Annotated in this window: 14 protein-coding genes and 1 tRNA gene; 7 read left to right on the top strand and 8 right to left on the bottom strand. The window is 41.0% G+C overall.

What is annotated here, in order from left to right; genetic code table 11:
• Positions 1–56 precede the first annotated feature (56 nt).
• Positions 57–1,010: a Dyp-type peroxidase gene (locus RXV91_RS09025; protein ID WP_316439594.1), complete on the bottom strand. Its 954-nt coding sequence runs from the start codon at positions 1,008–1,010 to the stop codon at positions 57–59.
• A 160-nt stretch (positions 1,011–1,170) separates the two neighbouring features.
• On the bottom strand, positions 1,171–1,749 hold the full coding sequence (locus tag RXV91_RS09020) for a TetR/AcrR family transcriptional regulator (protein WP_316439593.1): 579 nt from the start codon (positions 1,747–1,749) through the stop codon (positions 1,171–1,173).
• A 119-nt stretch (positions 1,750–1,868) separates the two neighbouring features.
• On the opposite strand from RXV91_RS09020, the gene RXV91_RS09015 reads away from it, so the two are divergent.
• The 3 genes from RXV91_RS09015 (at position 1,869) to RXV91_RS09005 (ending at position 3,513) form a co-directional block, all read left to right on the top strand.
• Positions 1,869–2,870, top strand: a complete 1,002-nt coding sequence (locus RXV91_RS09015; protein WP_316439592.1) for an amidohydrolase family protein — start codon at positions 1,869–1,871, stop codon at positions 2,868–2,870.
• A gap of 13 nt (positions 2,871–2,883) precedes the next feature.
• Positions 2,884–3,195 carry a DUF2316 family protein gene (locus RXV91_RS09010; RefSeq protein ID WP_316439591.1) on the top strand — a complete coding sequence of 104 codons (312 nt, stop codon included), beginning with the start codon at positions 2,884–2,886 and terminating at the stop codon, positions 3,193–3,195.
• 87 nt (positions 3,196–3,282) lie between these two features.
• Positions 3,283–3,513: a hypothetical protein gene (locus RXV91_RS09005; RefSeq protein ID WP_316439590.1), complete on the top strand. Its 231-nt coding sequence runs from the start codon at positions 3,283–3,285 to the stop codon at positions 3,511–3,513.
• 367 nt (positions 3,514–3,880) lie between these two features.
• Here RXV91_RS09005 and RXV91_RS09000 read toward each other — a convergent pair.
• Both RXV91_RS09000 and RXV91_RS08995 read right to left on the bottom strand, forming a co-directional pair.
• Positions 3,881–3,953, bottom strand: a tRNA-Ala gene (locus RXV91_RS09000).
• Positions 3,954–4,006: 53 nt separating this feature from the next.
• Complete coding sequence (locus tag RXV91_RS08995; protein WP_316439589.1) at positions 4,007–4,378, bottom strand: hypothetical protein; 372 nt, start codon at positions 4,376–4,378, stop codon at positions 4,007–4,009.
• 116 nt (positions 4,379–4,494) lie between these two features.
• Between RXV91_RS08995 and RXV91_RS08990 the strand changes: the two genes are divergently transcribed.
• Both RXV91_RS08990 and RXV91_RS08985 read left to right on the top strand, forming a co-directional pair.
• Positions 4,495–4,830, top strand: coding sequence for a hypothetical protein (locus RXV91_RS08990; RefSeq protein ID WP_316439588.1), 336 nt, complete (start codon positions 4,495–4,497; stop codon positions 4,828–4,830).
• 325 nt (positions 4,831–5,155) lie between these two features.
• Positions 5,156–6,205, top strand: coding sequence for a LysM peptidoglycan-binding domain-containing C40 family peptidase (locus RXV91_RS08985; RefSeq protein WP_316439587.1), 1,050 nt, complete (start codon positions 5,156–5,158; stop codon positions 6,203–6,205).
• Between the two features lie 132 nt (positions 6,206–6,337).
• On the opposite strand, the gene RXV91_RS08980 is transcribed toward RXV91_RS08985, so the two are convergent.
• The 3 genes from RXV91_RS08980 to RXV91_RS08970 all read right to left on the bottom strand — a co-directional run bounded on the left by RXV91_RS08980 (position 6,338) and on the right by RXV91_RS08970 (position 9,873).
• Positions 6,338–7,741, bottom strand: coding sequence for a glutamate decarboxylase (locus RXV91_RS08980; protein ID WP_316439736.1), 1,404 nt, complete (start codon positions 7,739–7,741; stop codon positions 6,338–6,340).
• A 171-nt stretch (positions 7,742–7,912) separates the two neighbouring features.
• Positions 7,913–8,110: an LBP_cg2779 family protein gene (locus RXV91_RS08975; RefSeq protein WP_021732213.1), complete on the bottom strand. Its 198-nt coding sequence runs from the start codon at positions 8,108–8,110 to the stop codon at positions 7,913–7,915.
• Between the two features lie 101 nt (positions 8,111–8,211).
• A complete protein-coding gene (locus RXV91_RS08970; protein ID WP_316439586.1) occupies positions 8,212–9,873 on the bottom strand; it encodes a phosphoenolpyruvate carboxykinase (ATP) in 1,662 nt (553 codons plus the stop codon).
• Between the two features lie 324 nt (positions 9,874–10,197).
• On the opposite strand from RXV91_RS08970, the gene RXV91_RS08965 reads away from it, so the two are divergent.
• Complete coding sequence (locus tag RXV91_RS08965) at positions 10,198–10,836, top strand: helix-turn-helix domain-containing protein (RefSeq protein ID WP_316439735.1); 639 nt, start codon at positions 10,198–10,200, stop codon at positions 10,834–10,836.
• Positions 10,837–10,995: 159 nt separating this feature from the next.
• On the top strand, positions 10,996–11,493 hold the full coding sequence (locus RXV91_RS08960; protein WP_021732210.1) for a MarR family winged helix-turn-helix transcriptional regulator: 498 nt from the start codon (positions 10,996–10,998) through the stop codon (positions 11,491–11,493).
• Positions 11,494–11,974: 481 nt separating this feature from the next.
• On the opposite strand, the gene RXV91_RS08955 is transcribed toward RXV91_RS08960, so the two are convergent.
• Positions 11,975–12,712: an AraC family transcriptional regulator gene (locus RXV91_RS08955; RefSeq protein WP_316439585.1), complete on the bottom strand. Its 738-nt coding sequence runs from the start codon at positions 12,710–12,712 to the stop codon at positions 11,975–11,977.
• Between the last annotated feature and the right edge of the window lie 219 nt (positions 12,713–12,931).

Here is a 12,931-nt window from a genome sequence, read left to right as displayed (position 1 = left end):
TGACAGCGTGTTTCTAATCGAAGCCTTAACGTCGAAACGAGTATGCTAGTAATAGCTTAAAAATCATCATCTGCAATTTGAGCGAACAGGTCACGTGATGGGATGAAGAACGCTTGCCCGGATAGTAAGGTAGAGAAAGTTAGTAAAAAGTCACTTTGGTCGACCATGTTTTGCAGCATGCCTTTGGTAACCGTCCAGTGGCGGGCATAACCAATGAAGTACGTCCCCGTATTACCAGCGGCTGGATTGGAGTACGGGACATTCATCCGAACGATTTTTTGTTCGACACCATCAATTTCCAGTTTTGAAGCAACATTGTGAGCATTCTTAAACTTATCTTCGTCTTCTAACTCGAAGTCGCTGAATTTTTCACGGCCAACGGCTTTTTCCTGATCTTCGGTATGCATATGTTCCCACACGGGCATATCATGTTGCCATTTTTGCGCAAAGGCGTAAGAACCGTTGATGAACTGAGGATCTTCGTCACCAACTAAGGCATAGTCAGCGGCATCTTCTACGGCCGGCGCTTCCGTCCCGTCGATAAAGCCAATGATGGCCCGGCCCTCGAAGTAACGAAAGCCCTTCGTCTCGTCGAGGACGGTTGTGATTGGCGCTAAGACCCGCTGGAATTGCGTCTGGCATTCGTAGACGACTGCTTCGTTGCTTGCGCGAATGTGGAATAATAGGTCGCCGGGTGTTGCTGGCATGGTGTATTTAGGTCCACCTAAGGTGGTGTAGGTTTCTAATTCTTTAGGTTTGGATGCGCCGGGAAACAGGTAATCCCAAGCAGTACTACTGATGCCGATGCTAACTTTTAATTGGGTACCAGTTTCAGGTTTGGCATCGCGGATACGTAATGAGCGAATGATGGCTTGTGACCGATCTGCAAATTCTTGAAAGACTTCACGGTCGTGTTGCTGATCCTGACGATTTAATTGAAGAACGGTAAATTGAACGTGTTCACCGACATCCTTCCAGACATCTTGGGCGCGATTTGGATCGATTGGCATGGTATATTTCCTCCATAAATTGTTTGATATTGTTAGCGTACATGGTGATACGGGTAGCGTCAAATAAAGGCAAACGGCGGATGTTAATAATGACGACATTCGCCACCATCAGGGGCAGGCGGCTAAACTAACGTGATATGTATCCTGATAATTAACTAGATTAGTCGGTTGGAATTGTTGGTGCTTGTAAGACGTTAGGAATTAATTGAATAAATAGCCGGTAAGTCTCAATTTTGCTGAGTGTTGGCTGTGTAGTTGCAAGTTGCCAAGCTAACTGGTGAAGACAGTTGCCGAGATAGGTTGCCATAAAATGCCGTTGCTTAGGATGGATGGCTAAGCTAGTTAGCAGCTGTTGGGTAAAACCAACCTCTAATGGGATGACCCGCTCGCGACACTGTGCCCATGTCACGAGTAGGGGGAGGTCCAGATGTGTGCGAATCGTTGTGACGATCGCACCAGCAATGGTCGCGTAAGATGGTGTCGTTAAGTCATTTAACGCTTGTCCTAACTGTTGTAAGGCAATTAAGTATTCAATCACAATGATATCTTCAATATCTTGGTGATGACGATAAAAAGTGGCGCGTCCAACATGGGCATCGAGACAAAGTTGTTTGACAGTCAACTCGTTGAAGGACTTTTGAGCCTTAAAATGCGCTTGCAGGGCAGTAATCAATTTACGATGAGTTTGATGAGTTCGCTGATCAATATGCAATTGATTGTTCATAATTAATTTTGTCATATGGTAATGATACACCAGATTGCAATATGTCTCAAAACGTCCCTTTTTTAGCATGTGAAAGCGTCTATAATAGCTGTCACAGTTAGATATAACTGACCAATTAAGGAGATTGTGGACTAATGAAATTCATTACCGTTGAAGAGCATTTTGAATCGGCAGCTGTGACTGCCGCAATGCGTCAAGCTGTTGGTAACGCTGCGTTACCAACAGCTAGTCCAGCGCTACGCCAGTACATGCAGGACAATTTACCGAGTCCTGCAATTATGCAAGACACCCAGCATGAACGTCTGGCATTTATGGCTCAGTATGGCATTGATATGCAGGTGTTATCTTATGGTAATTCATCACCACAGAACTTATCGCCGGAAAAAGCAGTTCCACTCTCACAATTAGCTAATGATGAATTAGCTAAAGTGGTGGCAGCTCATCCTGATCGTTATGCTGGGTTGGCTGTTTTACCAGTCGGTGATCCGCAAGCCGCGGTCGCTGAATTAAATCGAGCGGTGACGATGCTGGGATTACGGGGCGTGTTGCTGAAAGGAAATTATCAGAATAAATTTTTTGATGAGCCATTCTTCTTACCAATCTTTGAAGCAGCTGCGACGCTTGATGTCCCCGTGTATTTTCACCCCTCATTTATTCCGCAAGCAGTAACGAGTCATTATTTTGAAAGTAACCAATGGTCTGACATTGTCACGGGGATCTTATCATCTGCCGGTTATGGTTGGCATATGGATGTTGGGATTCAAGTGATACGGATGATTGCTAGTGGTATTTTTGATAAGTTGCCTGGTTTGAAGCTCATTTCAGGACACTGGGGCGAACTAGTCCCACTGTTTTTAGAACGTTTGGATGATGAGTTAACAACATATACGGACTTGCAGTACCCGTTTAGTACTTATTACCGTCAGAATGTGTACGTGACGCCAAGTGGTATTTTAAGTGCGTCTCAGTTGCAATTTATGTTAGCGGAGATGGGAGCGGATCACCTGATGTATTCGATCGATTACCCGTATAAGCAGCCGGAGACGAGTGGGAGTTTCCTGGAAACCGCCGACTTGACCGATGAACAACGGGCTCAAATCGCGTTTGGCACGGCAACCACGTTATTCAAACTATAGGAGGAACGAAATAATGTCATTAAACGCACAACAAATGCAGGCAACCCGGGATGAATTACAAGCTAACTTTGCGTTGACTGGTCTTACGAAAGCCCAGGTAGCTGATGATTTAGCGATTAGTTTAACTAAGCTCGATCACTTATTTGACTTAACCCAACAATCTTTGAACGATCCGTGGATCTTACGTAATTATTTGATTGAAAAGGTGAAAGCAGTCGGGAAGACTCCGGTGCCATTTACGGCCTTGAGCGGTGACTGGCACCGGCACTGGTTTTTGAATAGCGCTGTCATTGATCGCCGCGAAATGTCGGTCGGCGATCGCTAAAATGATCGAAGAAAATCATCAAATGAGTAGCGGAACCGACGATACGGCACTAATTAGTGAACAAGTGGTCCGTGAACGTTCATCTGAATGGCGACAAGGCTACCAACCACGACGCATATGCGCATGATGGCCGATGGTACTTTATCGGAATTAGAATTATATCGGCGACTGATTTATCGCGTCGAACGCCGTGACACTAAGTGGAAGATTAGCCGATTGACCTCAATTAATGAAAGTGATAATTTACGACCAGTCATTGCGGGACAGGATTTACACGTGATACCTCAAGAGTTTAACAGCCTATGGTCTTCGTATTAATTCCTGGCCTATGTCCGACGAGCCGCCGGTGATCAACTTAGTCAGGACTTATTAGGGACGGATCGACCAGAAGAAGTTGAGCGATTGTACAGGAAAGCGAGTGCGTGGTAGCAAGCTTGAGTGTTGCTCAGGTTGAATTTAGCGGGCTAGCTATAAAGATGGTGGGTAGCTAATGGTTAGAGAATGAGAAAGGCAATATTGTATAAAGAAGCAAATACCTTTAGTAGCTATGATCAGAAGAAAAAAATTAATTCGAGAATCAAAGCAACATACTGTTACTTTGATAAATCCAAATAAATTATGGTCAAAAAACAAGGTGCGTTATGATTATTTTTGATCATAACGCACCTTGTTTTTATCATCCTTATGGACCCTACCGGATTTGAACCGACGACCTCCTGCATGCGAAGCAGGCGCTCTCCCAACTGAGCTAAGGGCCCAATACACTTTTAGTATACCGCAAAATACTAGCCGTGCAAGTCTAGTTTGGTTATCAATGGCGACTAGCACGGTGATTTTGATTGCCGCGAATTTTATGCACCCGCCGTTGGTACTGAGTTTTCTGGTTGTTGACAAACTTGAAGTGCTGCATTTTACCACTGAAAACTTGACCATTCAGTCTTAATTTTAACCAATCTTGCATGACGGCCATCATTGAATTAATTTGAGTGATACGTAATTTATCGTGCTGTTGTTGTGCTAGTGGTAATAAATTAGTAGCTAACTGGTTAACTAATTTTTGATGGTAGGACATTAATTCTGGTGTTAATGGGGCGTCGGTATAAGTATTAAATAATTTTTGAATTGTTTGGAGCGCATCTTTGAGGTCGGTTGGTTGGTAATAACGATCGTCGGTATTTGTCAAGTTAATTTCCCCTTTACCACTTTAGTATAGCAAATTTTATTACAAAAGCATGGTTAAGCGTAGTCAAAATAATCGGTGGCGGTTACAATAGGGGTAAAATTAGGAGGTGCGCAATCATGACCACAGTAACCGCATTGGAAGTTCAAGCAGGCCAAGTCTTGGATCAGTCGTACGCTCAATTTAAACAAGCGCAGCTGGCACTGGGCAAAGAGCAGGTATTTGCTAACGCTGCTCAGATTTTTACGGTCGGTGAAATTGCTACCGCGACACGACAATATTTATTTGACACAGAGATCGCACAGCAAGTGATCAAGTTGCAAGACCAGGTATTACTGACCATGTATCAACAGGGACAAAGTGGTGAATTCTTGAAGTTGAACTTTACGGGGAATGATATTCGGTGGCTATTAGGATTACCGCGAACACATCATCGCCAACGAATATCTAAATAGTCCAAATTAGCTGAACATTTGATCGTAATCAAATTGAAATTTAACCGAATTTCCAAGCATTATCACTGGAAATTCGGTTTTTTAAAATAAAAATAACTTTTTTTCGTCAAAGTTGCTGAATAACCTCAAATTTTAGTAATAAAACGATGCCGGTATGATAGGGTTTCAGCGTGGAAATGTTACGATGGCTAATTATTGTTACGGTTTTGTAACTTTCGTAACATATTGTTATTTTGCTGGTATTGGTATGTAACACAAATTGAGTAGTATAGACGTTGGCTTGAAGTACATACGTGACATTCTTTTTGGAGTGATCATTATTAAAGTGAAAGTAAATATTAAACAAGTAATGTTAGGGACGGCTGCTTTAGCTGGTATGTTAGTTACTAGTCAAGCAGTTGCCAATGCCGATTCAATGACAATCAAAGCAGGGGACACTGTTTGGGCATACGCACAAAAGTACAATGTTTCAGTTGACAAGATTGCTGAAGCGAATGGCTTAAGCAATCCTAATATGATTATTGCTGGTAAGACCATCAATATTCCTGGTGTTAAGACTGGTGAAAAGGTTACGACTAAGACGACGACTGCTAGTGCAAGCAGTACTAAGTCAACTAGTGCCGCAACTTCAACAAGTTCACAAGCGGCTAGTTCAACCACTAGCGCAGCTGCAACCAGCTCATCAACTACTAGTGCAAGTAGTACGAGCCAAGCAGTATCAAGTAGCTCAGTAGCTGCTCAATCAAATAGCACTTCAACTGCTAGTGCAAGCAGTGTAACTTCAAGTGCTTCAACGAGTTCAGTAGCTTCACAAGCAAGCTCAAGTGCTGTAACTAGTTCAGCAACTTCACAAAGCTCTGCTAGTCAAAGTTCAGCTTCACAAAGCTCAACTTCAGTAGCATCATCTACTAGTACGACTGCAACTAGCACGCAATCTGCTGCTACTTCAACGAGTTCGCAAGCAAGCTCAACTGCAAGTAACTCAACTTCGAACAACTCATCAACGGGTGTTAAGGCAGTGTCCTACAGTGCATCAACGACTACTGCATCATACGGTTCAGTAATTGCTGCTGCTAAGACATTCATTGGCACACCTTACGAACAAATGGATTGCTCAGCATTTACGCAAGCCGCCTTTGCTAAGATTGGTCGTTCAATCGGTCGGACTACTTATGCCCAAGCAACGATTGGTACTCACGTATCATTCAGCCAAGCACAAGCTGGCGACTTGGTCTTCTGGGGTTCTGATTCAGCACCTTACCACGTTGGGATTTATTTAGGCGGTGGCCAATACATCGCTTCACCAACTTATGGTGAATCTGTTTCAATTAAGAGCACTGCTTACTACACACCAAGCTTTGCTATCCACATGTAATTAACGTTCCTTAAATGGACAAATAGCATTATCCTAGTTCACTGAAATTAGGATAATGCTATTTTTTTGTATGCAAGAGCGATATTAATTGTTTTCTAAAATCGAACCATTGGATCAAAATAGTGGGGTGATTCAGTGTGTAAAGCCGTACCTTTTTGGCGCTTCATCACGATGGTAGACAATATGAGCTTGATTCAAATCTTTAACCGCTTTAGTCAGATCATCCATAAAATCATGAGCCATATTCATACCAAAGTCAGCTCGGACGACGATACGTTGAATGACTTGTTGTTCTAAATTAGCAGGTAATGGGTAAGTTGGCACTTGCCAGCCAGTCATTAATAAGCGGTCCGATAGATCGTAAAGCGTCCATTCACGATCGTCGCGAGGCGCTAATTGATAGCAAATCAGAGGTAACTGGTGACCGTTATTAATCATTTTGAACTCGCCCAATTTATCTAGTGTGGTTGCAAGGTAGCGGGCGACGTTGTGGGTCTTTGTTTGGATTTCACGATAACCATCCATGCCGAACCGGATAAAATTATAGTATTGACCAATCAGTTGGGCAGCACTATGTGAAAAATTGATAGCCATTGTGGGTAACTCCCCACCTAGATAACTGACTTTGAAGACTAATTCTTGTGGTAAAAACTGGCGATCGCGCCAGATAATCCAGCCGACCCCTGGATAGACTAAGCCATATTTGTGACCAGAAGCATTGATAGATACAACGTTGGCTAGTCTAAAGTCCCAAGTGAGTTGTGGCTCAATGAATGGGGTATAAAAGCCACCCGATGCTGCGTCAACATGGATGTAGACTGGTAGTTTTGGATGATGACGATTATAGTGAGAGACAAGGGTGTCGAGAGCTGCTAAGTCATCATATTGACCGGTATATGTGATACCCATGATACCAACGATACCAATCGTATATTCATCAACATAATCTAAGACGTGCTCAACATCAAGGGCCATATGCTGTTCGTCCATTGGAACAACATGCATATCAATATCCCAATAGACACAGAATTTTTCCCAACAAACTTGGTAACCGGCTGAAATAACGAGATTCGGTCGATGTGCGTTCAAATCTAATCCAGCTGTCTGAGCACGTTTACGCCATGCAAATTTCATGGCTAAGCCACCTAACATACAGGCTTCGGAAGAGCCAATTGTGGAGGTTCCCGTGAAGTGCTCATTACTAGTGGCGTGCCACAGGTTGGCAATAATATTGACGCAACGATTTTCGATTTCAGCTGTACGGGGGTACTCTGATTTATCGATGGCATTCTTAGCTAACGTATCCTTCATTAATTCAACGGCTTCAGGTTCCATATAGGTCTGACAAAAAGTTGCCAGGTTTAGCCGTGAATTACCTTCGTCTAATAATTCATCACGAACTAAACGATCAGCTTCCCGTGGCGCTAGTGAGTGCTTTGGTAGGCGGTACTTGGGAAGGTCGTGTTGTTCGGAAGGTGCCCCAAAGACTGGTTCCAAATATTCTTCAGCTTCATGATTATGTTTACCATATAACATTGCCATGTTAGTCACCCTTATCTCTATAAGTTGTGCTGAGTATAGCATGGGGGTGGTCATCAGGTAAATTAAAATGCAATTCTTCTTTTGATCAACAAAAAACTGGTCGAATTGACGACCAGTTTTAGTGAGGACCGTTGTCCCGATTAGGTTTTATCGCTGAACTAACAGTTAGGCTTTGGTTTTGCTATTCATGAATTTCTTCAACAGTTGCAGTTCTTCTTGAGTTGGCGTTGCTTCACCAGATTTAATATTATGAATCCGTTCAACTGATAGTTGACTGCCAAATGCAAGGTCGTTATCTGTAAGATGATGCTCGCGTTCAAAACTGATGAGTTTTTCTGATAATTGACTTAATGGTAGTTCCATGCTCCTCACCCCGATTTTCAGAATTCGTAAAAGTTCAGTGCCACATACCTGATACTTTTATTATAACCTTAATTGGTTTGAAACGGGGAACGAAAGCTACCCTATTTTTTAATTGGTTGTTTTAATTGGTCTTGTAAGTGAACTAGAATGTCATTGATTTCGTGTGGCAAGCGATCATTGTTATCATGTTGATAGTGATCAACGAAGTTAGCACGAATGCCAAGACGTGTGGCGACCAGGTTGCGGTAGTCGGTATTACGATAATCAACTGGAAAATCAGCCAATTTTAAGTTTTGCATGTGGTCTAAGCCAGCGAATGATTCCCACTCGGTCGTATTATTGACAATCGCTTCTAATGCGCCCAAGGTAACTTCTTTAGGAATCTTCTTGTCACCAAAGAAACCGGTGTTCAATAAATAACAATCTAAATGGCGTTCTTCAAAGAGCGCTTTGAAATCATGATAGTCTTCTGATAATGGATAGACTCTAAACGGGTTAGCAAATGGTTCAATGACCAGAGCATTTCGATCGACGTCACCAATAATATTTTCAGCTGAGCTGCGCTTGGTTGCTAAGGTCGCACCGAATGTGGCGGCTAACACGGGATCATCAACTTTGATAACGGGCGGTAAACTGTCATCTTTCATAATCCAGAAAATTGCATTGATTGGTGCGGCCTCTTTATCAACACGATTGGTTGAGGCATACCGAGATTTGATTGTTCGACCGTTACCATTGCGGAGATCCTCAGTAACGAGGACTTTGCGGCCCTGATCATCCAAAGTTACCCCGACATTTTGAATGGTCATAAAGTACTTGGTTTCATTAGATGTCATGGGGTAGTCGTTAGTTTTATCGAAGTAGGAAGGTTCAAGTGCCACGGAACTCCCATCCTTACGGTTAATGACAAAAGCATCATCGTGAAGTACGGTGATATCATACTTATAACCGTGTTTGGCATGGGTTAGCGTAGATTTCCCGGAACCTGATAAACCAAACATAGCGAAGACTTGATCTTGTTTATCCTTAAAGTGGAAAGCCTTTAAACCACCGTGGCAGGCGACAAAACCATGCCGATGTGCAATTGACCAAGCCAAGGTCAAAGTCGATTTCTTCAACTCACCAAAATATGACATTCCTAAAATCGCGGCTGTGTTATGTTGGGGATCAAAGATTGCGAGCCCATCTGGATAATCAGGGTCATGATAAGTTGGGTCGGCATAAATATAAATATCACCTTCTGGGTAGGCTACGGACTGATCGAACATTTCCTGATAAGCTTTAGTGATTGGCTGAAAGTTAAGCATATAGGAGAGTAAATTATTTGCAAAACCGTCAGGAATGGCCAAGTGTGCTCGGACAATAAAATCTTCATCCAATCCAACTAAAACATCGGTTTTGATAAAATCTTTGTGAGCGCTCGCAAATAATGCTTGGCGGAGTCGACCCGCCATATCAGCTTCACTAACACCAGGATTACCTAAAATCCGGCGAGCTTGCGCGGTCCGACCAACGACTTTACCAGTATTCGCAATTAACATCTTAGCGTCAGCTGGAAGGCCTAAGTCGGTGGCTCGATAGATGGGGAGGTCCGTAATAACGGTTCCGGGATCCTTCGTGGCAAGGTGATAAGCGGTAGCGACGTCATCAACGTGGTGCATATTGTTACCGTAAAAGGCTGTTTCGACGGTAGAACGAATTTGTGAAAAGATTGGATTATTACGGCCAATATTGGCTAATTGATAAGAATTTTTGGTGCTCATATTGTAGCCTCCCTGTTAGTTGTTAAGTTCATTTTAGCACAAACTAGCGGATAAGAAAGCGCTTTCTTATCCGTTGGGAATATTTTCTTCCGTAAAGACTTAGTATCAAATATTGGCTAATTAGTATTTAAGTTTGCTAGATAATGGCACTGACCATTTGATAGGTTATAATTATATTAATGGTTTACGTGGTTATTGATTAAATTACCAATTAAATTATAACTTGTGTTTAAAACTATATTAGTATAGCTTATTTAAAGGGAATGATTCGAAAATTAGCGAGGGGGTTATCTAGTGCCAAGAAGAAGGAATACCCAACGACGAATGGAAATAGTTAACACTGCGTTTCGCTTGTTTGCAGAGCAAGGCTACGCAAATGTACAGATGAAAGATATCGCGGTTGCTTGCGACATCAGTAAGTCGTTACTTCAGCACTATTTTCCCAAGAAAATCGTCTTGCTGAGTACGATGTTGAACGAATTAACACTCAGCGCTTTTATTTATAGTAATGAACAATTAACAATGTTGTCGGCACATCAACGGACAATGATTCAGATGAGCTTTGTGTTGCGCATGCTAGATGAAAATCCAACGATGGAACACTTCATACAAGATATATTTGAAAGCCCTGAGTTAACGACTGAAATGGTGTTGGTTACATTAGATTGGTTAGAGGCCATTGGCGTTGAGGGTGAGGTGGCCATGATTAGATATGCGCTTAATTTTGCACTATCTGGTGGAATGGCAGTCTTCTTTAAGCGTAAGATTCTAAGAGCTAGTGTTGGTATGATTGCAGAAAATATTGATCAAGCGTTTTACTTGTTATTAGGTGAGAATACTGAGAAAATTGATCAAATCTATTTGAGCACAGCGAAATATAATACTGATTATTACTACCAACAGTTCATTACTTGTCTTCATAGGCATGCCACGATTGACTTGAGTACTGAAATAAAAATTTAATATTAAAGTAATCTAAATTACTTGTATTTCGTAAAATATACTAGTACACTTTAAAACGGGGAAATGATAAAAGACGCTTACTAATTTGTGAAAAAGTATGGGGCGAATTATGATTGGGAATTTAATGATAATTCGACTAGTGAAAGGGAGACTTGAACAATGAATGAAGATATGGAATTTTTTAATCGTTTTAGCCATATGTACTTACATGGGTTTAAAAATTTATCAGATATGTTTGCTGAACCAGCAACGGAACACGGTATTACGTTAGATGAGTTTTATATCTTGTATGATATTGCTGAAGCTAAGGGCAAAATTCGGTTGATGGATATTGCTGAAAGCCACGGTGTGACCCGCTCAGCAATTTCTCGGTTAATTGGTCGCTTATTACGTAAGGACTATTTATACCAAGAGGCTGAAGACCATGATCGGCGGAATAAAGTTCTGAAATTAACTCCAGAAGGTGCGCGGATTGAACATGAAGTCTTCACTGAATTAATTCAGCGTAATCGGGAATGGCGTCAAAGTTTTAGTTTAGCTAAACAATATCAAACTTTGAATTTAGTTGAAGAATTTATGGATAAATTTGTTAATGAGGATGCCAGTAAGCAGACTAAAAAGACAACTTATGTGGATGTAAAGCGTGCTGAAGCATAAATGAGTGTCAGATATAATTGATGATAATTACAAAAGCAACACTGTTAGTATCTTTTGGATGCAGCAGTGTTGCTTTTTACTATATACTTACGATCAGTTGTGGTTCGGAGATGATTAAGGCGATGGGTAGTATGAACTCTCGATGGTAAAAGAGCAGGTGAGGTAGTGGTTGGTGTTATCAGATACAGTCCGTGTTTGTACTTAAAATGGGGGTCATTAATAAGAATTTTCGTTAAAGTGAACGCTTTCTATTTGTATAACAAGCGTATTGACGAGGTAACCGGTATGAATAAGACGAGCAGGAAGTGCTCGCCTTATTCATATGAACCTTAGTCGCGTTTTGATCTTAACGCCGTGTTTAAGCTATAATCAGAGATTTACTTGATATTACAGATTAAAGGTCAATTTTTAAAACGATTAAACTTATATGGGAACTTTAAAACACAAAAAAATATTTTATTGTACAAAGTAAACAGCTGGATTATTTTTCTTTATAAAAAATTTGATTCAGCTCACGATATTTACTCGGCGTGATATCAAATTCTTTTTGAAACTGGCGTGCAAACTCGGCGCTATTGTAGAAGTTGATTTTTTCTGCAATTTCGCCTATAGGAAGATGGGTATTAATTAATAATTGCTTTGCCCGCTGTAATTTAGCGTGGCGAATGTAGAAGTTGATGGTAAACCCTAATTCTTTGCGAAACTTACGCTTAGTGTACTCAGAATCTAACGTCAGTTCTTCCAGAATGGTATTTGCTTTCAGTGGTTCATCACAATGATTATCAATATAATAGACGACTAGCGCGACTTGCTTAGAGAGTCGGGTACCATCAATTGGAATATCAAGGGTATCAAGATTGCTAAAATAATTGTTAACGATTGTCTCTAAAAGTGGCATAAAATCATCAGTTGTTAGTGTTGTTGTTGTGAGGTAATGCAAAATGTCTTTCCTTAGATTAACGAATGTAATCATGTTCAAATAGTGATAAAAGCTAACACTGGCCAGATCACAGGTCAGTGAAATTAAGGCTTCTTTTAAAATGAGTGGGCGGATGTTGTATAAGTTATTCTTAATTTTTTGATTAAATCGATTGATGTGTTCCAAGGCGTAATCGAGACAACGCTTTTCAAAAAAATAACTTAAATCATGTTCTAATATAGCAAAGTCAAAATTGAAATCGCGTTCTGTTTGAGAAAGTTTGAGCTCTGAAAATTTCAATGGACAGTTCCTCCCCTATAAAATACAAAAATAACGAATTTTATACAAATAGTAAACGTGTATAATAGTGTACTTGATTAACCTTAACTGGTATGTTTTAATTGGTTCAAGGATAATGACTGATTTAAGTTATCCAGTATAGACATATAACTATTCTTCGTCAATTGGCTCAATAAAAGTTTATTAATAAAAACAAAATTATAATATTGATTTAAATAT

Source organism: Lactiplantibacillus sp. DA1 (assembly GCF_032681335.1).
Classification (GTDB): domain Bacteria; phylum Bacillota; class Bacilli; order Lactobacillales; family Lactobacillaceae; genus Lactiplantibacillus.
Note: the sequence above shows the minus strand (reverse complement) of the source record. Positions and strands in the feature narration are given on the sequence as shown.

Excerpts from the sequence above, each read along its gene's own strand:
- RXV91_RS08975 (WP_021732213.1), bottom strand. The coding sequence starts at position 8,110 with ATGGAACTACCATTAAGTCAATTATCAGAAAAACTCATCAGTTTTGAA.
- RXV91_RS08960 (WP_021732210.1), top strand. The coding sequence starts at position 10,996 with ATGAATGAAGATATGGAATTTTTTAATCGTTTTAGCCATATGTACTTA.
- RXV91_RS09015 (WP_316439592.1), top strand. The coding sequence starts at position 1,869 with ATGAAATTCATTACCGTTGAAGAGCATTTTGAATCGGCAGCTGTGACT.
- RXV91_RS08980 (WP_316439736.1), bottom strand. The coding sequence starts at position 7,741 with ATGTTATATGGTAAACATAATCATGAAGCTGAAGAATATTTGGAACCA.
- RXV91_RS08965 (WP_316439735.1), top strand. The coding sequence starts at position 10,198 with ATGGAAATAGTTAACACTGCGTTTCGCTTGTTTGCAGAGCAAGGCTAC.
- RXV91_RS09005 (WP_316439590.1), top strand. The coding sequence starts at position 3,283 with ATGGCGACAAGGCTACCAACCACGACGCATATGCGCATGATGGCCGAT.
- RXV91_RS09025 (WP_316439594.1), bottom strand. The coding sequence starts at position 1,010 with ATGCCAATCGATCCAAATCGCGCCCAAGATGTCTGGAAGGATGTCGGT.
- RXV91_RS09010 (WP_316439591.1), top strand. The coding sequence starts at position 2,884 with ATGTCATTAAACGCACAACAAATGCAGGCAACCCGGGATGAATTACAA.
- RXV91_RS08970 (WP_316439586.1), bottom strand. The coding sequence starts at position 9,873 with ATGAGCACCAAAAATTCTTATCAATTAGCCAATATTGGCCGTAATAAT.
- RXV91_RS09020 (WP_316439593.1), bottom strand. The coding sequence starts at position 1,749 with ATGACAAAATTAATTATGAACAATCAATTGCATATTGATCAGCGAACT.
- RXV91_RS08990 (WP_316439588.1), top strand. The coding sequence starts at position 4,495 with ATGACCACAGTAACCGCATTGGAAGTTCAAGCAGGCCAAGTCTTGGAT.